The 22,369-nt window shown below is 59.6% G+C and carries 20 protein-coding genes; 9 read left to right on the top strand and 11 right to left on the bottom strand.

The genetic code is table 11. The features are described 5' to 3' along the window. The first annotated feature begins 391 nt into the window (after window positions 1-391). Window positions 392-655 carry a stress-induced protein gene (locus tag IEX75_RS14545; protein WP_229720834.1) on the top strand — a complete coding sequence of 88 codons (264 nt, stop codon included), beginning with the start codon at window positions 392-394 and terminating at the stop codon, window positions 653-655. Then, window positions 646-1,218 carry a DUF4142 domain-containing protein gene (locus tag IEX75_RS14540; RefSeq protein ID WP_188795011.1) on the top strand — a complete coding sequence of 191 codons (573 nt, stop codon included), beginning with the start codon at window positions 646-648 and terminating at the stop codon, window positions 1,216-1,218. The genes IEX75_RS14545 and IEX75_RS14540 overlap by 10 nt, the downstream gene beginning before the upstream one ends. A gap of 109 nt (window positions 1,219-1,327) precedes the next feature. Here IEX75_RS14540 and IEX75_RS14535 read toward each other — a convergent pair whose 3' ends face one another. From IEX75_RS14535 to IEX75_RS14525, 3 genes are all read right to left on the bottom strand, one after another. Continuing rightward, window positions 1,328-2,017, bottom strand: a complete 690-nt coding sequence (locus tag IEX75_RS14535) for a UdgX family uracil-DNA binding protein (RefSeq protein ID WP_188795010.1) — start codon at window positions 2,015-2,017, stop codon at window positions 1,328-1,330. A 159-nt stretch (window positions 2,018-2,176) separates the two neighbouring features. Then, on the bottom strand, window positions 2,177-2,482 hold the full coding sequence (locus tag IEX75_RS14530; RefSeq protein ID WP_188795009.1) for a KGG domain-containing protein: 306 nt from the start codon (window positions 2,480-2,482) through the stop codon (window positions 2,177-2,179). A gap of 536 nt (window positions 2,483-3,018) precedes the next feature. Further along, window positions 3,019-4,716 carry an NAD-dependent malic enzyme gene (locus tag IEX75_RS14525; RefSeq protein ID WP_188795008.1) on the bottom strand — a complete coding sequence of 566 codons (1,698 nt, stop codon included), beginning with the start codon at window positions 4,714-4,716 and terminating at the stop codon, window positions 3,019-3,021. A 411-nt stretch (window positions 4,717-5,127) separates the two neighbouring features. On the opposite strand from IEX75_RS14525, the gene IEX75_RS14520 reads away from it, so the two are divergent. After that, entirely contained in the window at window positions 5,128-5,580 is a 453-nt protein-coding gene (locus tag IEX75_RS14520) for a DUF2501 domain-containing protein (RefSeq protein WP_229720832.1), read from the top strand. 68 nt (window positions 5,581-5,648) lie between these two features. Here the strand turns inward: IEX75_RS14520 and IEX75_RS14515 are convergent, their stop codons facing one another. Both IEX75_RS14515 and IEX75_RS14510 read right to left on the bottom strand, forming a co-directional pair. Continuing rightward, window positions 5,649-6,095, bottom strand: coding sequence for an SRPBCC family protein (locus IEX75_RS14515; protein WP_188795007.1), 447 nt, complete (start codon window positions 6,093-6,095; stop codon window positions 5,649-5,651). Between the two features lie 258 nt (window positions 6,096-6,353). Then, window positions 6,354-6,833, bottom strand: coding sequence for an Lrp/AsnC family transcriptional regulator (locus IEX75_RS14510; RefSeq protein ID WP_188795006.1), 480 nt, complete (start codon window positions 6,831-6,833; stop codon window positions 6,354-6,356). Window positions 6,834-6,957: 124 nt separating this feature from the next. On the opposite strand from IEX75_RS14510, the gene IEX75_RS14505 reads away from it, so the two are divergent. Then, on the top strand, window positions 6,958-7,929 hold the full coding sequence (locus IEX75_RS14505) for a pyridoxal-phosphate dependent enzyme (RefSeq protein WP_188795005.1): 972 nt from the start codon (window positions 6,958-6,960) through the stop codon (window positions 7,927-7,929). Window positions 7,930-7,941: 12 nt separating this feature from the next. Continuing rightward, window positions 7,942-8,589 carry a glutathione S-transferase family protein gene (locus tag IEX75_RS14500; RefSeq protein ID WP_188795004.1) on the top strand — a complete coding sequence of 216 codons (648 nt, stop codon included), beginning with the start codon at window positions 7,942-7,944 and terminating at the stop codon, window positions 8,587-8,589. Between the two features lie 506 nt (window positions 8,590-9,095). On the opposite strand, the gene IEX75_RS14495 is transcribed toward IEX75_RS14500, so the two are convergent. The 6 genes from IEX75_RS14495 to IEX75_RS14470 form a co-directional block, all read right to left on the bottom strand. Then, window positions 9,096-9,488: a DUF427 domain-containing protein gene (locus tag IEX75_RS14495; RefSeq protein ID WP_188795003.1), complete on the bottom strand. Its 393-nt coding sequence runs from the start codon at window positions 9,486-9,488 to the stop codon at window positions 9,096-9,098. Window positions 9,489-9,650: 162 nt separating this feature from the next. Beyond that, window positions 9,651-11,867: a penicillin acylase family protein gene (locus tag IEX75_RS14490; RefSeq protein WP_188795002.1), complete on the bottom strand. Its 2,217-nt coding sequence runs from the start codon at window positions 11,865-11,867 to the stop codon at window positions 9,651-9,653. A gap of 540 nt (window positions 11,868-12,407) precedes the next feature. Beyond that, a complete protein-coding gene (locus tag IEX75_RS14485) occupies window positions 12,408-12,818 on the bottom strand; it encodes a GFA family protein (RefSeq protein ID WP_188795001.1) in 411 nt (136 codons plus the stop codon). A gap of 90 nt (window positions 12,819-12,908) precedes the next feature. After that, window positions 12,909-14,312: a GGDEF domain-containing protein gene (locus tag IEX75_RS14480; protein ID WP_188795000.1), complete on the bottom strand. Its 1,404-nt coding sequence runs from the start codon at window positions 14,310-14,312 to the stop codon at window positions 12,909-12,911. A gap of 732 nt (window positions 14,313-15,044) precedes the next feature. Continuing rightward, a complete protein-coding gene (gene fghA / locus IEX75_RS14475) occupies window positions 15,045-15,875 on the bottom strand; it encodes an S-formylglutathione hydrolase (RefSeq protein ID WP_188794999.1) in 831 nt (276 codons plus the stop codon). A gap of 11 nt (window positions 15,876-15,886) precedes the next feature. Beyond that, complete coding sequence (locus IEX75_RS14470) at window positions 15,887-16,996, bottom strand: S-(hydroxymethyl)glutathione dehydrogenase/class III alcohol dehydrogenase (RefSeq protein WP_188794998.1); 1,110 nt, start codon at window positions 16,994-16,996, stop codon at window positions 15,887-15,889. Window positions 16,997-17,359: 363 nt separating this feature from the next. Here IEX75_RS14470 and IEX75_RS14465 point away from each other — a divergent pair, with 363 nt between their 5' ends. The 4 genes from IEX75_RS14465 to IEX75_RS14450 all read left to right on the top strand — a co-directional run bounded on the left by IEX75_RS14465 (window position 17,360) and on the right by IEX75_RS14450 (window position 22,358). Continuing rightward, window positions 17,360-18,709, top strand: a complete 1,350-nt coding sequence (locus IEX75_RS14465; protein ID WP_188794997.1) for a hypothetical protein — start codon at window positions 17,360-17,362, stop codon at window positions 18,707-18,709. A gap of 22 nt (window positions 18,710-18,731) precedes the next feature. Next, window positions 18,732-19,571 (top strand): hypothetical protein, encoded by an 840-nt coding sequence (locus tag IEX75_RS14460; RefSeq protein WP_188794996.1) that lies wholly within the window; start codon window positions 18,732-18,734, stop codon window positions 19,569-19,571. 221 nt (window positions 19,572-19,792) lie between these two features. Then, window positions 19,793-21,154 carry an alkaline phosphatase family protein gene (locus IEX75_RS14455; protein ID WP_188794995.1) on the top strand — a complete coding sequence of 454 codons (1,362 nt, stop codon included), beginning with the start codon at window positions 19,793-19,795 and terminating at the stop codon, window positions 21,152-21,154. Window positions 21,155-21,329: 175 nt separating this feature from the next. Next, window positions 21,330-22,358 carry a glycoside hydrolase family 16 protein gene (locus tag IEX75_RS14450; protein ID WP_188794994.1) on the top strand — a complete coding sequence of 343 codons (1,029 nt, stop codon included), beginning with the start codon at window positions 21,330-21,332 and terminating at the stop codon, window positions 22,356-22,358. Window positions 22,359-22,369 lie beyond the last annotated feature (11 nt).

Here is a 22,369-nt window from a genome sequence, read left to right as displayed (position 1 = left end):
AAGCGAGCTTCGCTCGCCTCACCCCACCCCAGCCCTCCCCTGCACGCAGGGGAGGGGGCATTTCCGGTTCACTCGTGGATATCGCGTTGAACAAACTTTTTTAAGTCGCTTGCTGCCCGAATCATGCAAAGGTGTTGCCCCTTAAGTGCTCGCTACTTTTTCCGCAAAATTTCCCCGGACAGCAGTGGGCGAAGGCCGGAATCCATGGCGAGTGCAAAATTTGCGAATTAACCTGCGCATGCATGCGCTTGCATACTTCGGGGCCGTATTTTTCATGCCGCGCAAGGGCTATCGCTGAACCGTTCACCTCCCCTTTTCCATACATTCACGCCCTCCCGAGGCCAGGGGTTTAAAACTCAGCGCTCCTGTCGTTTGCGTAATGAGTGCCTCTATGTCCGATCACGACGAAACCAACGTTACTCTCCGGGGTTTTGCCGCCATGGATGAGCGCCGGCGCCGCGAAGTGGCAAGTCTCGGCGGCCGCATTGCCCACGCAAGGGGACGCGCCCATCGCTTTACACCCGAGGAAGCGCGCAAAGCCGGCCAGAAAGGCGGCAGCCAGATCAGCCGCAACCGCAAGCACGTGGCTGAGTTCGACCGTCACGACGACTCGCACGACGATGTTTCCGAAACCACCAAAGAAGCATGGACCTGACGCAGATATCACTATTGATCGGCATTCTTGCCCTTGTCGCTCTGGTGATCTATTACCAACGGAAAGATAGCGCCAGCCATCCGGCACGCATGCTCGGCAACATCAGCAAGGAAGACCGGCATTTTCTGCGCCAGGCGGTAACCGTATCGGCCAAGGAAGTCACGCTGAGCCAATTGGCCTTGAAGACCTCGGCCACGGCGCTGGTGCAATACATGGCCAAGCGCATCGTGGACGACTGCACGCAAGTGAACCGCAAACTTGCCAGCCTCGCCTGGCGCTACCGCGTGAACGTGTCAGCCGAGCCGGGGCCGGATGCGCAACAGAAAGCGAAGCAGTTGCGCACGCTTCGCGGTAGCGCGTTCGATCAAGCGTATGACGAGGTGATCGTGGCGGACCATCGCAAAGCGATCGATTTGTTCAACACGGCGGCGCAGAGTGCGAATCCCGACATTCGCAGGTTGGCGGAGGCGACGCTGCCGACGCTGGATTTGCATGTGAAGATGGCGGAGGAATTGGATCCGCGGATGACAGCATCGGGAGCGCCACCGTTGCCGTTGATGTAGGCATCCATGACGCACGTATCCAGTGATTCACTCGCTGCGACACAACGTACGACGATATCTCGGACGGTAATCCGGCGGGGTGATGCATCATGACGACATCGGGGCTGCTTTATACAGCTCTCCTTCCCCCCGCCGAAACCGCATGCACATGCTGCGGCCCCGCCACGAACGCGCGCAGATCATCCACCAGCTGCTGATACCGGTGATCATGCGTATCGCGATTGATCGAGCGCAGCACGGATGACGGATGCCAGGTGGCCATGGCATCGATGCCGCCAGCGAGCTTGAGCCAACGCCCATGACTCATGGTGAGTTGAAACGTGGTGCCGAAAAACGCCTGCGCCGCCATCGCACCCAATGTCAGGATGCGCTGCGGACGCACCTCACGCAGCTCCGCCGCCAGCCACTCGCGACAGATGGCCTGCTCTGCCGCGTTCGCCCGCTTGTGCAAGCGCCGCTTGCCGCGCTGCTCGAATTTGAAGTGCTTGACGGTATTGGTGAGATACACCTGCCCACGCTCGAGCCCCGCTTCTTGCAACGCGCGGTCAAGCAGCACGCCCGCCGGCCCGACGAATGGCTCGCCCGAGGCATCTTCCTGTGAACCAGGCTGCTCCCCCACCAGCATCATGGGTGCGTGGGAAGGTCCCCTGCCGAACACCGTTTGCGTTGCATGTTTCCACAGCGGGCAGTCATGACAACGCAGGGCCAGATCATGCAGCTCCTTCAACGATCCTGACGGGGGAGACAAGCTTGGCGGCCGGGCCAACGGAGACTCCCACGCCGATCGTGTTTGCGGCATCTCGTAATCCTCGCTTCGTCTGAACGAAGCTTCCGATACCGCTTATCGAAAAAACGTGCAGATTCAGTCAAGAGTCACGTACATGCCTGTCAATCAAGCGGCGAAAGGAGCGCGGCGCGAGTATCCCGCCGCAGCCTTCACGCACTCACGACAAACGTTTTAACGATGCGGATGATTCGAGTCTTTGTGGCGATCGGCCGATGTGCGGCTGCGCAGACCACCTTTCTTGCCAAGCTCTGCGTAGCCTTCGCGGCCCAATTCCTGCCTACGCGCTTCTCCGCCCTGTTTTCCAAGGGCCGAGTACCCTTCTGAGCCAAGTTCTTCTTTGCGAGCGGCGCCGCCCTTCTTGCCGAGCGCCGAATACCCTTCCGGTCCCAATTGCTCTTTGCGTGCCTCACCGCCCTTACGGCCGGCCTCACGCACGGTCATGGCGCCTCGATCCGGACTGCGCTGTTTCCTGCTCATGCCTTTACCTCTTGCACTGCTCAGCAAAATTCCTGCCGCATTGATCCGAGCGGCGATGCAAGCGGCCAACATGCCATCGCTTGTGTGATGTCTGCGTGCTTCCTTCGCTCCATATGCTTGTGAAAGTCTGCTACGCGTCACAATGCCACACGATGCACGTATGCTCGTAACAAGCGCTTGTGAGTGTGCTTGCCGTTGCACGACATGCGTTCTGTCACGTTGATGAAAAACGTGCCGGATTACATATGCGTGGCTTCCGATCCGCCCTCTCGCCACTCGCACGCGCAGTCGCTTTTGGCCATTGGGTGCGAAGCAGCCACAGAGGCCGTGAAGTGATGAGTAGCTTCTCGCTCAATTTCCCTTCGAAAAAGTCAATCTTGCCTTGACGTCATTCCGGCGAAGGCCGGAATCCATCGCCAGTACGAAGCATGGATTCCGGCCTTCGCCGGAATGACGACTCGCGCTGAAACAATGTTAATGCAAGCTTCCACTCTTGCAGGAAGGATGAAAAAAGCCGTGTGGATACGTCGCGGCTTTCACCCAGCCAACGCATACGGCAAATACTTCGGCTCCCACACAAACGCCTCGATCCGCCGATCCACCTCAGCCTCATCACACGCGCCCGCCACACCGTCCACTTGCGCCTGCATCGCCACCGCCTTCGCCACCGCCACCGACACCTCGCGCAACTGATCCACGGGTGGCAGCAACGAGGCGGTCTTGTCCTTCACTGTCGGCGACATGGCCGCCACAGCCTTCGCAGCCGCCATGAACATCGTGTCCGTGACACGCTTTGCACCCACAGCGAGCACGCCCAGGCCGACGCCGGGAAATACGTAGGAGTTGTTGGTCTGGTCGATGTGCACGCTCCGGCCTTGCCACGGCACCGGTGCAAACGGACTGCCCGTACCCACCAACGCGCGTCCCTCCGTCCACTCGATCAATTGCTGCGGCGTCGCCTCGCTACGCGAGGTCGGGTTGGACAGCGGAAAGATCACCGGGCGTTCGACGTGCTGCGCCATCGTGCGGACCACATCTTCCGAGAAGGCACCCGCCTGCCCCGATACGCCGATCAGGACGGTCGGCTTGGCATGGCGCATCACTTCAAGCAAGCCAATGTGACTGGAGGCATCGTCGTCCCAGCCTTTTATGGCATCGCGCGATTGCACGAACGGCGCCTGCGCTGACGTGATGCCCTCCATGCCTTCCACCAGCAAACCATTGCGGTCGACCAGGAAAAACGCCTGGCTCGCCTGCTCCTCGCTCATGCCGGCATCCACCATCGCACGCAGCAGCAACGATGAAATGCCGCAACCGGCCGAACCCGCGCCAAGTACGGCAATGCGCTGTTCCTGCAGAGGGATGCCGGTGACGTTGATGGCAGCCAGCAAGGTGCCGGCTGCAATCGCCGCCGTGCCCTGGATGTCGTCGTTGAAGGTGCACAGACGGCCGCGGTATTTCTGCAGCAGGCGGCTGGCATTGGAGCCGGCGAAATCCTCCCATTGCAGCAGCACGTCGGGCCAGCGCTCGATCACGGCGCTGACGAATTCCTCGACGAACTCATCGTATTCAGTGCCAACGATGCGCTCGTGCCGCCAGCCGATATACAAAGGATTGGTCAGGCGCTCGCGATTATTGGTGCCTACATCAAGCAGGATCGGCAACGTAAGTTCCGGATGGATGCCGGCACAACCGGTGTAGAGCGAGAGCTTGCCAATCGGAATACCCATGCCGCCCGCACCCTGGTCGCCCAGGCCAAGAATGCGCTCGCCATCGCTCACCACAATGACACGCACGCGGTCGAAACGCGGATCGGCCAGGATTTCGCGGATGCGCTGCTTGTTGGGGTAGCTCAGGAACAAGCCGCGCGGCTTGCGCCAGATCTCGCTGAAGTGCTGGCAACCCTCGCCGACCGTGGGGGTGTACACCAGTGGCAGCAGTTCTTCCAGGTGGTGCACCAGCACGTGGTAGAACAACGTTTCGTTGGTGTCCTGCAGATCGCGCAGAAAGGCATAGCGTTCGAAATCGGTACTGAAAGCGCGCAGGATCTTCAGCCGGCGATCCGCCTGCTCGTCGATGGTGCCGACATGCGGCGGCAGCAGCCCGTGCAAACGGAACATGTCGCGCTCATGTGCGGTAAAAGCCATGCCCTTGTTCAACATCGGCGTGTTGATCAACTCATAGCCGCTGAGGCTGGTCTTGATGACAGCCTGGGTGTTTGCAATGTCCTGCATGTTGCGTGGCCTTCTTTTTATCATTAGCCATAGATTAAACCGCGCGCAGTGTTACAAAGTAGTCGCAGCGCATCCGAAAGCCGGCACGTCCCTATGCCGATATCTCACTTCTACGGTGCGGCCGTTTTTGCAGCGGCGTCCTTTGCATCCGCAACTGTCTGGCATAGGCCTTCGACTCGTCGCCCCAACGGCTTTGTGGCATGGTTGCAAACCTATGGACGCAACGGGGACGACAAGCTGATGATTCAGAACGATATCGCCAACGAAGTCACCAAGGCCATCGGAGAATCCCTCGGCTCGACCCACTAACCGCTTTACGGAAAGGATCTTCGCAGGGTTGTCCAGAAGCACGCTGACATACTTCTAACAAGCTTCGGTATTGAATGTTCACACCCACAAGGAGACATGCTCATGACGATGCAAAAGAACGGTATGGCAAGAACCTCAATCATGGCCGCGGCAGCTTTCGGGTTGTGCCTGGCTTGCGGCGCGGCATCGGCCCAGGACCTCGGCAATCTGGGCAGTAACCTCAGCGGAAAACTCGGCTCGCTGGGCGGCACCGGTTCCATGAGTTCCGGCAGCATGGGCAACGTCGCCGGTCTGCTGCAGTACTGCGTCAAGAACAACTACCTGGGCGGTGACTCTGGCGCCTCCGGCATTGCCGGCAAGCTGCTGGGCAAGACCGATGGCGGCTCCAACAATAGTGACTACCAGAGCGGCCTCAGCGGGATGCTCAAGGGCAGCAATGGGCATACCACCGATCTATCCAGCGTTGGTGGCGGGAACAGTGATTTGAAGTCGAAGATCACGACCAAGGCTTGTGATGTGGTGTTGAAGCAGGGGAAGAGTTTCCTGGGGCATTGAACATCTCGCATGGCCGTCATTCCCGCTTTCGCGGGAATGACGGCCATGCTCAGGTTACCGGCGCACCCTTACTGCCGAATCTCCGCTTCCACCAACTCCGCCAGCAACACCAGCGATTCCTGCCACCCCAGATAGCAAGCCTCCGCCGGAATCGCCTCGGGAATCCCCTCCTGCACCACCGTCAGCTCCGTGCCGCAAAACACGGCGCGCAGTGTCACGGTCGTCTGCATGGTTCCCGGCAAGTTCGGATTATCAAATACGCCGGTGTAGCGCAGCCGCTCGCTCGGCACCAGCTCCAGGTATTCGCCACCAAACGCATGGCTGTCGCCTGTCGTGAAGTTGGTGAACGACATCCGGTATTGCCCACCTACCTTCGGCTCCAGCTTGTATACGCGGCCGGTAAATCCGTTGGGTGGCAGCCATTTGGCCATGGCGTCGGCGTCGAGGAAGGCGCGGTAGACGCGCTCGGGGGTGGCGCGCAGTACACGATGAAGACGGATCGTTTGTGTGGACATGGGTAGGTTCCGAATGCAGAGGAAGGCCCTCTGACTGTAGTAACGAATAGAAGAGGGAGAATTCGACAGCTGTCAACGGGAAAGCTGAAAAATCCTATCGTCGTTCCTCCGCAGTTCGTAGGTTGCCATGAAAGCGTGGATTCCCTTAGGGCCGTCATTCCCGCGAAAGCGGAGGCGCTTTCGCGGGAATGACGGCCAAAACAATCCCTGCGCGAATCGTTACCGCCCTGCTGCTTTCCATGTCTCCCCCAACCAGGTCTATTCGGCCAACGGCTCTACTGGCACCAGCATGCCCCGCTTGATCGTGCCTAACGTAACGCGAGTCTGATAACGCCGCACATTGGCGTTTTCGCTAAGCAATCGCTGCATCAACGCTTCGAAATCCTCGATATCGCGCGCTACGATGATCAGTACGTAATCCCCTGCCCCCGTGACGTACCACGCCTCCTGGATCATCGGTTCTGCGGCGATCCATTGCTTGAGGCTGGCCAGCAGTTCCGGCCGTTCGCGCTCCACTTCCACGTCGACGATCAGTGTCAGCGGCAGGCCGACGCTTTTGGCATCGATCACCGCCACTTCGGCGGTAATCACGCCGCTGTCGCGCAATCGCGTGATGCGACGCTGCACCGCCGACGCAGAGAGCCCGATCTCGGCACCAATCAGCTCGGCCGGACGACGTACGTCCTTTTGCACGATAGCGAGGATGCGACGGTCAAGCTTGTCCAATTCGATGGGCATGTGCGCGCAGTGGGTGCGTAGGGTGGGGAAATAACCTGCCGTGTTGCCGATAGTCGCGGGCTGGCCGCGCGGGCAAACCCTAGCATAAGTCACCGCTACGGCTACTTCAGAAAGGTCTGCACGCGTGCCTCTGGATCTCGATATCACCGGCATTGTTGAAGCACCACGCCACATCGAACGGGTTTTCCTCCGCTCCTCCCTGCTGACGGCTGCAGCACTGGACGCTGCAACGGGCTGCCACGTGTTGGCGAAATCCGAGCTGGCCAATCCAATCGGCTGCTTCAAGGGACGTGGTGCGGATCTGTTCTGCGCGACGGCATTGGCGGCCGAGGAATCGGTTGTCTGCGCGTCCGCCGGCAACTTTGGGCAAGGACTGGCCTATGCAGCGAATCGGCGCGGGCATGCATGCACGGTTTTCGCATCCGAGCAGGCAAACCCGGTAAAAATCGAAGCAATGCGCAGGTTGGGGGCGGATGTTCGACTCGCCGGTGCAGACTTCGATGCGGCCAAGGCGGCTGCGCGAGATCATGCCTTGCACACCGGCCAACGCTGGGTGGAAGACGGCGCCGAACCGGCCATTGCAGATGGCGCCGGCACGATCGCTCTGGAGCTGCTCGACGCTGCGTCGTTCGACAGCATCGTGGTGCCGCTCGGCAATGGCGCTCTACTGGATGGCATAGGCCGCGTCGTGCGCGCCTTGGCTCCGCATGTACATGTCATCGCCGTTGTCGCAGTCAATGCGCCAGCCATGAAGCTTTCGCTGGAAGCGGGACAAGCTATTGTCACCGCACGTGCAGACACCATCGCCGACGGTATCGCCGTACGTGTGCCGATTCCCGCCACGTTGGCCCGGCTGCGCGACTGCTGCGATGACGTCGTTGCCGTGTCCGACGATGACTTGTTCGCGGCGATGCAGTTGATACATCGCACGCTTGGCGTCGTTGTCGAACCGGCGGGAGCAGCTGGGATTGCCGCCATCCTCGCGACGCCGAAGCGCTATGCAGGGCAACGTGTAGCCACGATTTTGACAGGCGCAAACATCGCGCCCGTTCTACGCCAGCGCCTGCTCTCACCTCCGCTCGCTTTTTCACGGTAAGCACGCCACTTCATGAAACTTCTGTATCAGACGCACTCCCCTTACGCCCGCAAAGTACTCGTGGCCGCTTATGAAATGGGCCTGGCGGACCATCTGGACGTGGTGCATCACGAAACCAGCCCGCTCACGCGCAACGACGACATATTCGCACTCAATCCCCTGGGAAAAGTGCCGGTATTGATCTGCGACAACGGCGAGGTGCTGTTCGACTCATGCGTGATCTGCGAATACCTGGACGGCTTGCACGAGGGCGCCAAGCTTCTTCCCGCCGATCCGGCGCGCCGCTATCGCGCACTCCGCAACCAATCGATCGCCATGGGTATAGCCGATGCGGGCATCGCCGTACGCTGGGAAATCGAGCGGCGGCCGGAAGCCGTTCGCTGGAAGCCAATGCATGAAGGCCAGTTGCAAAAGATCGTCGCTGCTTGCAATTTTCTTGAAGACCATCTTGAAGAGCAGAAGGCGCTCGACATCGGCGATGTCGCCCTGGCCACAGCTCTTAGCTGGATCGAGTTCCGGTGTGTCTACGCATTTCAGGAAGCACGTCCGCGGCTATCCTCCTGGTACGCGCGGTTCTGCGCGCGTCCGTCGATGCAGGCGACCACACTGTATGGCAATACGGTCGATACGACTCCAACCATTGCCGTGGGGAGCCGATGATGGCCTGGCCTTGGGTTCATTGGTTGTTTCTGCGCGGCCAAGTTATTCCGTCCAAGCTGGCTTGGCGGCCTGACGAATCATCATCCAGGCCGGTTCAATCCAAGAATGCGATGCGGCGGTCCTGTTCGCTCACGTACAAGACGCTCGCCACGCTTCGTCTATGCCTGGGAATCGGCGACGGCAGCCTGCGTACGCAATAGGTGCGAACCCCAATATCGGAGCCCCATGCATCGAGAAGTTGGGGTTTGCACCCTGATGCATCCCCACGTTTTCTGCTTGATGATATGAACAAAATCAGCAAGCTAGCCAAGATCTATTTAATTACCTCGGCGTCATTCCGGCGAAGGCCGGAATCCATGCTTCGCATTCACCATGGATTCCGGCCTTCGCCGGAATGACGCTGAGGTAAAAATGCTAAGTATTGGCCGCGAAAAAGCCCATCCTTGAACAGCTCGAAAAACGTGGGGATACCTCAGGGTTTGCACCCAAACCTACGCAGCGACTCGTCAATCGAGTAATTCGATTGCATCGACACGATCCGGATAAAAAGCCAGGTGCTCCTTGATCTGCGCAACGGCCTCATACGGGTTTTCATACGACCACACGGCGTTAGCCGCCCGCTCGCCGCCGGCAGGAATGCTGTAATAGGAACAGTTGCCCTTGTACGGACAGTAGGTGGTGTGGTCGGTGCGTTCCAGCAGATCCATGTCGGCGTTGGCGCGCGGAATGTAGTAAACCGCAGGATAGTCCGCCTCTTGCAGCGTAAGCGCGCGATGTGTGTCCGCGATGGTTCGCCCGCCTGCTTTCACGACAATCCGCTTCGGGTTGTGCGTGATGGTGATGGGATGGTCCGGGCCGGGTTGCTTGACGGGGCGGTGGCCAATCTCGGATTGCGTCATGGTCGCGTTTCCTTATGGGATGCTCAGGAAAGCGATATGGGCGGCTAGCCGGATACCAAGTGGCGATACCGGGCTAAGTCATAAACATTTTGTGAGAACGCTCCCTTGCTGTCGCAGGAGGGGAGCAGATTGCCGCAAGCGCCGAGATACACGCTCAATCACTTACTTTCCTGGGTGATAAACCTTCTCTACATGCCCCTTCAACTCCTCGGGCCAGAAATAAACCTGCCTGAGGTTGCCGGTGGTGTAGCGCTCCGCTTCGTCATTGAAATGCGGTGAATCGACATTGCCGCTTTCACCACCCGCAGTGATGGCGCGCGCATGCACCTTGTCGCCGAATTCCACGACCGCCACGAAGCTGTTGCCGCTGGTGCCGTAATAGCGTCTGGTGCCGGGCCAGCGATGGGCGCCGAAGGATGCCAGCGAACCCCAGCGCGATGAGGTGAATGGCACGGGGATGCTCGGTTTGCTTTCGTCGAAGTGCGGCGCAATCTCGTCGTTGATGCGTTGGAAGCGGTTGACGTCACCCCAGGGAATGCCCCAGCTGCCGAAATCTTTCACCAGGCGGTCGGATGCATCGGCCAGTGCTTGCAGCCGTGCTTGCGCGCCGGCTTTCTCGGCCATCAGGTCGTACTTCGAAAGGCCTTCGGCGTTATCGGCCTTGTCCATCTTGTCCCACAGCGTGTCGCCCCAGAACACGGCGAGCGTCGTAGGCATGGAAGCAATGCCCCAGCGATAATCCCAATGTCGCAGCATCGCGATCTGGCCGGCGAGTTTCTGTTTGAGCGGATCGCTGGCCGGCAGCGCGTCGTAGTCGTGCACGAGGATGGGAAGCTGGCGCGCGAACTCAGGCAGGTAGGAATCGAACGCGAGGGTGATCAGCGATGCCATGGTGAAGCCCTGCTGGTTCGTCAGCAGCATGGTGGCGTGCACGCCGCGCGGGTTTTCGCCGATGGTATCCATGTAGCGCGGATAGTCTTCGCGCTTGGGGCTGTAGGGGCCGGCGGCGGAATAGGGCCAGTCGTTGGTGTTCATCACCCAGCCGTTCGGGGGATTGAGCACGTGCGGCAGATCATTGAGCGCAACCAGTCCTTTCCAATCGGTGTCTGGATTACTGCCGTCAACGGGCTTGGTGTAATCGAAGCGATCGTCGCGCTTGGGAATGAATTGCGGATGCAGATAGGCGATGTCGCCTTTGTCATCGGCGAAAAGGGTGTTGTTCGACGAGTTGGCCTGCAAGGCCGCCACTTTCATGTAGCTGGCGTAATCGCTGGCCTTGGTGCGCAACCAGCTTTGTTCCAACGCCTGCAGCGGCTTGTTCATCAGGGCGATGGCGATCCACTTGCCGTCTTTCTCTCGCACGATGGGGCCGTGATGCGTGGCATAGACGGTGAAGTTGCGTTGTGCCATGGAGCCATCGCTCTTGCGATAAGGCACGGTGATCTGGCGCACGGATACCGGGCGCAGCTCGCTACCGTAGCGATAGAACAGCTTGCCGTTCTGATGCACGATGGTTTCGGCGAATTCATCCACGGCATCGGCAGTGGTGGAGGTGTGCATCCAGCCGATGTGTTTATTGAAACCCTGGTAGATGAAGAACTGCCCCCAGGTCACGGCACCGTAGGCATCGAGGCCTGCATCGCTAGACATTTGCAGTTCGGAGCGGAAGTAGAACGAGGTGTGCGGGTTGATCAGTAATAGTGCATGGCCATCCACGGTGAGCTTGGGCGCAATGGCGATGCCGTTGGAGCCGGTAGGTTCCACCCAGCTCGATGGCGTGCCGATGGAGGCAACCTTGTCGCCATCATGGTCGTAGAATTCTTGCAGTTCCTTGAGCGATGCGCGCTCGATGTCGCCGCCAATGCTGCCTTCGCTGAAACTCAACGCCATCCACGGTTCAAAATGCTTGATCACGCGCGGATGCACGTCGGGATGCGTGGCGAGGTAATCGTTCAAGCCATCGGCCCAGGCATTCATCAACGCCTTCAGCCATGCCGGGCTCTGGGCATATTGACGCTGCAGTTCGGCGGGATCGATGAAGAGCTTCTGGCGCAGATCGCTCCAGATGGCGGATTCGCCTTCGGCTTCGGCCAGGCGGCCGAGCGAGTTGAGGTAGTTGGTTTCGACGCGGTTGAAGTCGTCTTCGGCTTGCGCGTAGGCCATGCCGAAGACGGCGTCTGCGTCCGTTTTCCCGTGGACGTGAGCAATGCCCCAGTCGTCGCGGGTGATGGTGACGGCCTGCGCTTCGCGATGTAAGCGGGCGGATTCGTCATCGGCGTGTGCGGTGGCACCCAGGCCAAGGGAGAGGGAGAGGGAGATGGCTGTTGCGAAGGCGCACTGCTTCAAGCGCGTGGTTGCTGTGAGACCGCGGTGTTGCATCGCGTCGTGACCTCGCCGATGGGGATCAGGGCATGGTAGCGAGTGTGGCGGGTGGGGGTAAGTTGACCTTTGGCCCATGGGTGATGGGTGGGCTATGGGGTTTGCACCTTCCCCTGCTTGAAGGGGAAGGTCGGGATGGGGTTGGTCAATCTTGCGATGATGTTCGATTTTGCCTCACCGTCATTCCGGCGAAAGCCGGAATCCAGTTTGAATACGTCGTGCGCAGCACTCAGCATCAAACGTGTTGTGTCCTTCGGACGCCTATTTAAACTGGATTCCGGCTTTCGCCGGAATGACGATCAGGTCATGGTAAGCATTATCGCGAGATTCGCTTCACCCTACCCCAATCATTACGAATGACGCCCCCGACTCAATGCAACACCTTGAACGCATGCGTCCATTCGCTATGCAGCAAGCCAGGAATGCACCACAGCACGCGATGGCACGGGCGGCCTCGATAGCACCCATATCTTCCGTGTCCCAGCCAAGCTGATCGATCAAACACACGCGCACGTGTCTTGGCAGCATCGCCGCTGATTTCTAGGGATGTACCGGCATCTTCTCGAATGCCGGCATGCCACTCGCAATCTGATGAAAAGGCTGTTTGTCGCAAGTGAAGATGGCCACTTGCGGCGCACCGAATTGGCGTGGATCGTCGAGCGTGCCGATCTTCATGATGACCACGGGCATGTCCGGACGCCGCGTGACCAGATGCGTGCCGCATTCGGGGCAGAACTCACGCGTGACGGGTTGTTCCAGATCACGGCGCGTATAAGTCTTGACCGTTCCTTTGGTGTAGCGGAATGCATCGAGCGGCAATACGAGAAACAACTGCGGAGCACCGCCGCTGATGTATTGGCATTCGCGGCAGTAGCATTCCCCTTTCAGTACCGGCTCGCCTTCGGCCGTGTAGCGCACCGCGCCGTAATAGCATCCGCCTTCGAACGTCATGACCTTCCCTCGATCCTGGTTAGCGAGGACCGGAGTGTAATGCACGCATGCATTGGCTGTTTCGGTCCACGACAAAACATCATGAAGTGGTTATCGCACACTATGGGAGGCTCGCGGCGCGGCCTGCTCCGGTTCAACAAGCACGGCGCGCTGACGTTCGCGCCGCATGAGTCCGGCTTTTTCAATTAGATCGCGAAACGACTCGCCGGCATCCGGGTTGCTGGTCGCCTCGCCGACGCTGAAATGCGCTTTGTACGAGCCGCCTGCGGCATTCAGCGCCTCCATCGCTTCACCCATGCGCATCAGGGCAATCACGCCGCCGGTATTCTCGTCCTTGGTGATCACGGCGAATTCGTCGCTGGCAGTACGCGCAATGATGTCCGCAAGTTCGAAGCTTTCGCGCAGCATGCGTGCCATATCCTGCATCAAATGCGAACTGGCTTCGTGTCCATAGGTTTCGCCGATATCCTTGACGCCCTCGATATGAAACACCAGCAAGGTCACCACGGCGTGGCTACGCTGCGCCTCGCGAAACGTTTGCTCGCCGAGCAGCTCGAAACCACGGTAATTGAGCGCGCCGGTCAGCTCGTCGGTCAACGACAGTTCGCGCAATTCCTTCTCCAGCTTGTTGATGCGTCGCCCCATCAACGAGACCAGCGCAGCCAGGGCTGCCGCCATCACCGCGATCGTCAGGCCCACGGCCACCGGCGGTGAAAGCCAGCCTGCGCTTGCCATGGCGGTGCCGCCAAGCATGAGCACAAAGGGCAGCAATAGAGCGAAGGGCATCACCCGCCGAGCCAACCGGCTGCCGAGCCCTGGGCCTGCCAGCACGAAGAAATACCCATGCTGCATGCGCCAGCCGATCAGTGCGACCGCCAGCAGCAGCATGCACGCCAAAGTGTGCGGCGAGGTGCGCGTGGACATGCTCTCGCCGAACAGTTGCACCGCGTTGAAGCAGTAACCGGAGAAAATGATCAATGCGTGCAAACTGAGCAGTACGGTCAATACGGCAACGGCGATGCCGCATGCCGGACGCGGCACCGTGGCAAGCAGCAGGCTCGACGCGAACAACAGCAGATAGAGCGCCGTTTGCGCCGACATCACCCCCGGTTCGCTTTTGGATGGATCGGCCACGACCAGGGTGTCGAAACCGGTGAAGTGCCCACCGATGTGCTCGCATAGCGGCACCACGGCCAACAACAGCACCAGTAGCGCTGTCGCGCGTCCGGACCCCAAGTGCCATGGCGCCGGCTTGGCGGATAGAAGTGCCAAGCTCACCGCGCACAACAGCATGCCTGCGGCGGTATCGAACTTCATCAGATCCCAGCCATGCGGATAGCCCGGGCGCAGATCCTTGAAGATCCATGCAAGCAGGATGAAAAACGCAATCAAGCCTGCCAGGGCCAGGCAGATGTTTTGCACGACAGTCAGGCGTTTAAGAAGAACAGCGTCGGACTGGCTCGTTGGCAGGACGATCAAGTCGTTTATGTTCATGGGAACAGTACAGGCAGTGGGCGGTGATCCAGCAGGAACGCTCGAACCGACGCGACCCCAGAACACTGCTTTCTTCCCCATGGGGTCGCGCGTCTAGCTTACATCGGTGAAGGCTTGGGCGAGTGGCTTGCAGGTCATGGAATAGCGGCTTGTAGTGTGAAGATTTTGTGTAGATGCACTGAACTCCTCGCCTCTCGGGCGAGGGTTGGGGTGAGGAAGAAGCTTGGTCTTCGCGCAGTCCCGTAGGTTGGGGTGCGAACCCCAACATCGCCATCCGGGTCAACATAAAAATGTTGGGGTTTGCACCCCAACCTACAAAGCTGAAGCGCCGTTGCCACGAAAAAGCCAGTCTTGCCTCGACGTCATTCCGGCAAAGGCCCACTGCTGTCCGGGGAAGTTTCGCAATACCTCACCGTCATTCCGGCGAAGGCCGGAATCCATGCTTCGTACTGGCGATGGATGATTCGCTTCGCTCACCCCTTCGGGGCCGTCCTTCGGACGTTCTCCGCGCTTCGCGCTCCGTCCGGCCTTCGCCGGAATGACGATAAGGCAAGATTGAAGACCACGGTGAGAACAAGTCCCTCGCTGCGTTCCTTTGCAAAAAGTGCTTATAGAACGGCAGTTTTCTGAGCTTCAGAAAATCTTCCCCGGACGGCAATGGGCAAAGGCCGAAATGACGATTCGCTCCGAAACTGCCATGTAGTGACGACAACAATCAAATACTACGTGTTGCTATGGGTGCATCGCCGCCGCGTGATACGCCACATGCTCCCCGATAAAGCTCGCAATGAAGTAATAGCTGTGGTCATACCCAACCCGCATCCGCAGTTCGCACGGATGCCCCGCGGCCTTGGCCGCTTCCTGCAGCAGTCCGGGTTGCAACTGCGTATGCAGAAATTCATCCGCATCGCCCTGGTCGATCAGCAGCGGGAGCTTTTCGTTGGCCGTCTTCACCAGCTCGGCAGCGTCGTAAGCGCGCCAGGTTTCGCGATCGCTGCCGAGGTAGGCCGCAAAAGCCTTTTCACCCCAAGGCACGCGTGACGGCGCCACGATGGGCGAGAACGCCGACACGCTGCTGTAACGTCCTGGATTCTTCAACGCAATCGTCAATGCGCCATGACCGCCCATGGAGTGCCCGCTGATGGCACGCTTTTTTGTCACCGGGAAATGCTGCTCGATAAGTGCAGGCAATTCGTGCGCGACGTAGTCGTACATGCGGTAGTGCTGCGACCAAGGCGCCACCGTTGCATTGACGTAGAAACCGGCACCCTGCCCCAGATCATACGCATCGTGGTCCGCCACCTGCTCACCACGCGGGCTGGTGTCGCACGCCACGATGGCAAGGCCGTGTTCCGCAGCATAACGTTGCGCACCGGCCTTGGTGATGAAGTTCTGCTCGGTGCAGGTAAGGCCGGACAGCCAGTACAGTACCGGCACGTTGCCTTGTGCGGCCTGTGGCGGAAGATAGATGGCGAAACGCATCTCGCCATCCACCGCTTTTGAACGATGGCGATGGACTTCCTGCCAGCCGCCGAAACAAGCGCGACGCTCGATGCGTTCCATGATGGCAGCCCTTAGAAGTGAATGACGGTGCGGATCGATTTGCCTTCATGCATCAGATCGAACGCTTCGTTGATCTGCTCCAGTGGCAAGCGGTGCGTGATGAAGGGATCGAGCCTGATGTCACCGCGCATGGCCTGCTGCACTATGCCAGGCAGCTGGCTGCGGCCCTTCACGCCACCAAATGCGCTACCGCGCCATACACGGCCGGTGACGAGCTGGAACGGACGCGTGTGGATTTCCTTGCCGGCACCGGCCACGCCGATGATGATGCTTTCGCCCCAGCCTTTGTGGCAGCACTCCAGCGCAGCGCGCATCACGTCAACGTTGCCGATGCATTCGAAGCTGTAGTCCACACCGCCGTCAGTCATCGCCACGATCACTTCCTGGATGGGCTTGTCGTGATCCTTGGGATTGACGCATTCGGTCGCGCCCATCTCACGCGCCAGCGCAAATTTGTCTGCATTGATGTCCACGCCGATGATGCGCGATGCCTTGGCCTGCACCGCCCCCTGGATGACGGCCAGGCCGATGCCGCCGAGGCCAAATACCGCCACCGTCGAGCCCGGCCCCACCTTGGCCGTGTTGTGCACCGCGCCGATACCGGTGGTGACGCCGCAACCGAGCAGGCACACCTTGTCCAGCGGCGCTTGTGTGTCGATCTTGGCCAGCGAGATTTCCGGCACTACGGTGTATTCGCTGAAGGTGCTGGTGCCCATGTAGTGGTAGATGGGCTGGCCTTGGTAGGAAAAGCGCGTAGTGCCGTCCGGCATCAGGCCTTTGCCCTGCGTGGCGCGTACCGCCTGGCACAGATTGGTCTTGCCGGACAGGCAGAATTTGCATTTGCCGCATTCGGCCGTGTAGAGCGGAATCACGTGATCGCCCGGTTGCAGCGTGGTAACGCCCTCGCCCACTTCCACCACGATGCCGCCGCCTTCATGGCCCAGTACCGCCGGGAAAATACCTTCGGGATCGTCGCCGGACAGGGTGAAGGCATCGGTGTGGCAGACGCCGGTGTGCGTGATCTTTACCAGCACTTCGCCGGCCTTGGGCGGGGCGACGTCGATCTCGACGATTTGCAGGGGCTTGCCGGGGGCGAAGGCGACGGCGGCGCGGGATTTCATGGTTGGGCTCCTGCATGTCGAGATTAAGGCTTGGATTATCGTGTATGCCTGTTGCTGATCGGAATACACAAAGCTCCAGTGAAACCGCATCGTCATTCCGGCGAAGGCCGGAATCCAGTTTAAATACGCGTCCGAAGGACACGGCATTCATTTATGTTGAGTGCTTCGCACGACGTATTTGTCCTGGATTCCGGCCTTCGCCGGAATGACGACAAGGCAAGATACCAACCCCAAGCAAGCAAGGACGTACCGCCGAAGCTTCGCGAGCGCAAAATGGTCGTGCCTGACCTCGCAAAAGTGGCTATTGGGACCTGGATTCCGATAAGTGCATGATCGTGGCGAACCTTAAGGGTGGAGAGGGCCATGACGTCTCGCCGCAACACCATGTGGGGGTACGTAGTGTGGCTTGCCTGCGCAGCATCGGCCGTGCATGCGCAATCGGCTGCCCAGTGGCAGGTACAGCAGGCCGCTGCCGAAGCGAAGGCGGACAAGATCATGGACGAGGCCAGTCACCAGAAAGGCTTGCTGGCCCAATACATGACGATGCGCCAGGCTTATGCAAGCGATGATTCACCCGCCTTCCGCATGATCTTCGGACAGTACATCGGCTGGTACCTGAGTTTTCTCGGCGACTATCCACTGGCGACGCAAAGTTTTTCCATCGCGCAACCGGCACAGCCCGACGACAAGCCTTCCCCGCTCGAAAGCGGCTATGCCGCACGCCCGGCGCTGGATGCGATTCCCGATCTGGCCAAAAATGACCAGATCGTACTGCTCAACGAAGCCCACAATGTCGGAATGACGCGCAGCCTTACCGTGGCCCTGCTGAGCCGTCTTTATCAAGAAGGCTTTCGCTACTTCGCTGCCGAAACGCTGTCGCAAAAAGATACCCAGCTGCAAACACGTGGTTATCCCATCGATGACAGCGGTTTCTATACCGAGGAACCGGTGTACGCGGAAATGGTGCGCACGGCGCTCAAGCTCGGCTACAAAGTCATTGCATACGAAGCGACGTCGAACGTCACCAGCGCCGACCAGCGCGAAGCTGAGCAAGCACGCCATCTCTACGACAGCGTATTCAAGCAGGATCCCCATGCACGGCTGGTGATCAATGCCGGCTACGAACATATCGTGAAATCGGGCGGCTACCTCGGCGGCCAATCGATGGCCGAGCATTTGTACAAGCTTACCGGCGCTTCGATGCTTGCCATCGATCAGACCGCGATGTATCCGCATCCTTCAAGTCAAAACAATCATCCGTATTACACGGCGGTGATGAAGCAAGTGCACCCGGACGTGCCCATCGTCTTCGTCGATGCGCAAGACAAGCCATGGTCGCTGCGCTCCACGTATGACGTCACCGTGTTCTTTCCGCCCGAAAAGCTGGAACGCGGACGGCCGACATGGCTGACTCTATGGGGACTGCGTCAGCCACATCTAGTGAGCGGCGATGGTTGTCACGACCATTACGCCTGCCTGGTCGAAGCGCGTTACAGCAACGAAGGGCCGGACGCGATTCCCGCCGACCGCATGCTGCTGGATGTGACGCCGATGACGATTTCCATTTCAGGCGTGGAGGCATACAGCAGTACGCAGGGGGTGCCATCCGGCACGTTGTATCTGCGCCCGGGCAGCTATCAAATTAGCTTCATCGTAGGTGGGGACAAAGTACTGCACAGGGACACCATTACCGTATCGCCGCCACAACCCTGAGCGACGCAAAGAGGGCATATCGATGCATCCGTCTTTTCGTACACCTGTGTGGTTTTATTTTGGGCTCGCCTTCGGCATAGCGTGGATCGCCTGGCTTTTTCCGGTACTGGCGAGCCATGGTGTCTTGACGCTTTCGCCTGCTGCGCAGCTGGCATGTCTGTTTGCCGGCTCCTTCGGGCCTTTTGTCGGCGCTTTTGTGGCGGTCTATCGCGATGGCGGTTGGCCGGCAGTGCGCGAGTTCGCTGGCCGAGCGCTACGCTATCGCATGGGGTTCGTCCACTTTCTCGCGGCCATGTTGCTGGTGCCGGTCGCGGGCGGCCTTTCGATGTGGTGGCTGGCCAGTCATGGCGGTCCACCATTCGCGGCATTGGTGACAGCGAGCCATTTGCCCTTGCTTTATGTGGAACTGTTCCTGATCGGTGGTTCCGTCAACGAGGAATTCGGCTGGGCTTACGCCATCGACCGCCTGCAACAGCGGCATCGCCTGCTTCACGCAGCGGCATGGCTTGGCGTGATCTGGGGCTGCTGGCACATCCCGCTGTTTTTCATCACCGGCCTGACGCAATCGTTCATGCCGTTCTGGGCCTTTGTGATCTTTACCGTTGCGCTGCGCGTCGTGATCGTATGGGGTTATGCCAGCAATCGGCAAAGCATCCTGGTGGCGTTGCTCTTTCATACCGCGAGCAATATGACGTTCAACCTCTACAGCATGGTGGACCGCACGTCGCGGCATGATGAGCGCGGTTTTATCGGCGCCGCACTGATCATCTTGGTCGTCGCGGCGGTGTTGGCGCTGACTGCGCATTGTTATCGCAGGCCATCGGATGCGGTGGTGAGCATAGAGACAGGTGCGAAATCTTAGTCACATAGGTTGGGCGGCAAAACCTTCCGCCAAGAACTGACGTTCACGTTGATACTGTTTCAGAGCGAGTCGTCATTCCGGCGAAGGCCGGAATGACGCCGAGGCAAGACTGACTTTTGTCGCGGCGAGTGACGCTTTGGAAATCAAAAAGCTGGGGCTTTGCAGGTTCTGCAAAATTCGTCCGCTAGAATCGGACCGGTCTGCTCCGCTTCCGGTGATCCATGCGCAAACTGCTCGCCTTCGTCCTCGCCCTTGCCTCCATCCAACTCGCTCACGCTCAGACATCACCCAACGATGGCACCGCCGCTACACACGGCCCCATCGTAGTGCTGATCACCATTGACGGCTTTCCCGCACGCGCCTTGAAAGACCCCCGGCTGCCGATGCCCACGCTGCGCAAATTGATGCAGAACGGCTCGTATGCGCAGGCGATGCAGCCGATCAATCCTTCCGTGACATGGCCCAACCACACCACGCTGATTACCGGCGTCAATGCCGGCGAACATCACGTGATGGCCAATGGCCTGATCACGTTTCCGCAAGACGGCGGCGTGCCGGAAGTGAAGCCTTGGACACCGAAGGATCAACTCGTGCATGCGCGTACGCTGTACGACGCCCTGGCAGAAAAAGGCATGAGTACCGGCCAGGTGGATTGGGTGGCGATCTATGCCGCCAAGAACGTGCAGTGGGCGTTTGCCGAAGCGCCCGATGTAGACAGCCCCATTGCGCAGGATTTGATCGCAAAAGGCCTCGTCACCAAAGAGCAAGTGGCCACCTTCGGCGATGACAGCACACCGGCGTGGCGCGATCAGGTCTGGACGGACGCCGCCATCGACATCCTCACCCGGCACACGCCCAACCTGCTGCTGTTCCACCTGCTGCAGACGGATACGCTGCAACACGAATACGGCGCACTCTCGCCGGCTGCGTATGCGGCCTATGCCTATGCGGATACGTGCATCGCACGCTTGATCGAAGCAGCGCGCAACGCTGGGCTTCTGGATCGCATCACCTTCGTCATTGCATCCGATCACGGCTTCACGGATTACACGCATGCCATCCATCCGAATGTCGCGTTGGTGCAGCAAGGCTTGCTGCATCGAGAAAAAGGCAGCTATCGCGGCGATGTGTGGATTCAGCCGGAAGGCGGCGAGGCATCGCTGTACATCCGCGACAATGCCAAACGCGCAGCATGGCTACCGAAGCTCAAGGCCGATTTCGAGAAACTGCCGGGCGTTGCCGCGGTTTACACCGGCAGCGAAGCGAATCAGCTGGGCATTCCCGTACCCGGCTCCACCGATCAGGCGCCTGATTTGTACCTCGTCGCCAAGCCCGGCTACTCCTTCACGGACGGCACCACTGGGCCGCTGATCACGGATATCGAACCTGCGCGCGGCGCGCATGGCTACCTCAACAGCGAACCAGACATGCAGGCGCTTTTCATTGCTTCGGGAGCGCATGTGCGGCACGGTGTGACGCTGGGCACGATCAGCAATCTGCGCGTAGCGCCGACGATCGCCAAGTTGCTAAATGTGTCGCTGCCAGCAGCCAAACAGGCGCCTCTCGCCGATCTATTGCAATGACAGCGTTGCAAGATGAGAAGTGCGCTACAGATTTGCTTCTCAAAGCCGAACACATTAAAAAAAGGTGCAGGGGGCGTATCATCCCCGTGTTTTTCTCCGCCAATTCGGCCGCTTGCCGAATTGGCCTGGCAGAGAGCGGGTCGCGAAGCGGGTCGCTCCTCATCCTCGGTAGTTTATGCAGATCAAAAACCTTTCCTCCCGTGCTGCCGCCATTGCCATCACATGCGTTCTCGGCGCAAGCCTTACCGGCTTTGCCAATACCGCGCAGGCGATCGACATTCCTTCTCCAGCCGGTTGGCAGTTGCAATGGGGCGACAATTTCGCAGGCCCTTCTGGCTCCCTGCCCTCAAGCACCAACTGGCGCATCGACACGGGACACGGGTATCCAAATGGCCCGGTCAACTGGGGCACCTCCGAAATCGAGAACTACACCAGTGATCCGTCCAATATTCATTTGGATGGCCAGGGTCATCTGATCATCACGCCGCAGCGCAATGCTGCCGGCCAGTGGACATCCGGGCGCGTCGAAACCGTCCGCGACGATTTCGTGGCGCCTGATGGCGGCATGCTGCGCATGGAGGCACGCATCCAGATGCCGGATGTGACCGGCCCGCGCGCACTCGGCTACTGGCCAGCATTCTGGGCACTGGGCAGCGATTACCGCACCACCATGGCATGGCCCAAGTCCGGCGAGTTCGACATCATGGAAAGCGTCAACGGTCTGGATGCGGTGTGGGGCATCCTGCATTGCGGCGTCAATCCCGGCGGCCCATGCGGCGAGCCCATTGGCATCGGCGCCCGCCTGCCCTGCCCGCACGAAGCCTGCACCGCAGGCCCGCACACCTTCACGTTCGAGTGGGACCGCAGCGTGACGCCGGAACGGCTGCGCTGGTTCGTGGACAATCAGCTCATCAATCAGGTCGCGGAAAACCAGCTTTCTGCCGATACCTGGCATGAACTCACCGGCGAGCACGGTTATTTCCTGCTGCTGGACGTCGCCATGGGCGGCGGCTTCTCGTTCGTGATGTCCGGCTGGAAACCCACGCCGACGCCGGAGACCGAGCCGGGGCATTCCATGGTGGTGGATTACGTGGCGGTGTGGACCAAGCCCAGTACCGGCAAGAAGGTCCCGGCACCGGTGCAGCCGGAGATGGCGGCGGATGCGTCGAAGAAGCCGGGACAGAAGTCTGCCAGCAAGAGCTGATCGATCCTCGC

This window comes from Dyella nitratireducens (assembly GCF_014642835.1).
GTDB classification, from domain to species: domain Bacteria; phylum Pseudomonadota; class Gammaproteobacteria; order Xanthomonadales; family Rhodanobacteraceae; genus Dyella_B; species Dyella_B nitratireducens.
The sequence above is the reverse complement of the archived record's forward strand: the minus strand, read 5'-3'. Positions and strand labels throughout refer to the sequence as shown.

Coding starts and splice junctions, on each gene's coding strand:
- IEX75_RS14480 (WP_188795000.1), bottom strand. CDS start 14,312: ATGAACATAAACGACTTGATCGTCCTGCCAACGAGCCAGTCCGACGCT.
- IEX75_RS14520 (WP_229720832.1), top strand. CDS start 5,128: ATGACGATGCAAAAGAACGGTATGGCAAGAACCTCAATCATGGCCGCG.
- IEX75_RS14515 (WP_188795007.1), bottom strand. CDS start 6,095: ATGTCCACACAAACGATCCGTCTTCATCGTGTACTGCGCGCCACCCCC.
- IEX75_RS14545 (WP_229720834.1), top strand. CDS start 392: ATGTCCGATCACGACGAAACCAACGTTACTCTCCGGGGTTTTGCCGCC.
- IEX75_RS14540 (WP_188795011.1), top strand. CDS start 646: ATGGACCTGACGCAGATATCACTATTGATCGGCATTCTTGCCCTTGTC.
- IEX75_RS14485 (WP_188795001.1), bottom strand. CDS start 12,818: ATGACGTTCGAAGGCGGATGCTATTACGGCGCGGTGCGCTACACGGCC.
- fghA (WP_188794999.1), bottom strand. CDS start 15,875: ATGGAACGCATCGAGCGTCGCGCTTGTTTCGGCGGCTGGCAGGAAGTC.
- IEX75_RS14530 (WP_188795009.1), bottom strand. CDS start 2,482: ATGAGCAGGAAACAGCGCAGTCCGGATCGAGGCGCCATGACCGTGCGT.
- IEX75_RS14490 (WP_188795002.1), bottom strand. CDS start 11,867: ATGCAACACCGCGGTCTCACAGCAACCACGCGCTTGAAGCAGTGCGCC.
- IEX75_RS14510 (WP_188795006.1), bottom strand. CDS start 6,833: ATGCCCATCGAATTGGACAAGCTTGACCGTCGCATCCTCGCTATCGTG.
- IEX75_RS14525 (WP_188795008.1), bottom strand. CDS start 4,716: ATGCAGGACATTGCAAACACCCAGGCTGTCATCAAGACCAGCCTCAGC.
- IEX75_RS14500 (WP_188795004.1), top strand. CDS start 7,942: ATGAAACTTCTGTATCAGACGCACTCCCCTTACGCCCGCAAAGTACTC.
- IEX75_RS14455 (WP_188794995.1), top strand. CDS start 19,793: ATGCGCAAACTGCTCGCCTTCGTCCTCGCCCTTGCCTCCATCCAACTC.
- IEX75_RS14470 (WP_188794998.1), bottom strand. CDS start 16,996: ATGAAATCCCGCGCCGCCGTCGCCTTCGCCCCCGGCAAGCCCCTGCAA.
- IEX75_RS14535 (WP_188795010.1), bottom strand. CDS start 2,017: ATGCCGCAAACACGATCGGCGTGGGAGTCTCCGTTGGCCCGGCCGCCA.
- IEX75_RS14495 (WP_188795003.1), bottom strand. CDS start 9,488: ATGACGCAATCCGAGATTGGCCACCGCCCCGTCAAGCAACCCGGCCCG.
- IEX75_RS14465 (WP_188794997.1), top strand. CDS start 17,360: ATGACGTCTCGCCGCAACACCATGTGGGGGTACGTAGTGTGGCTTGCC.
- IEX75_RS14450 (WP_188794994.1), top strand. CDS start 21,330: ATGCAGATCAAAAACCTTTCCTCCCGTGCTGCCGCCATTGCCATCACA.
- IEX75_RS14460 (WP_188794996.1), top strand. CDS start 18,732: ATGCATCCGTCTTTTCGTACACCTGTGTGGTTTTATTTTGGGCTCGCC.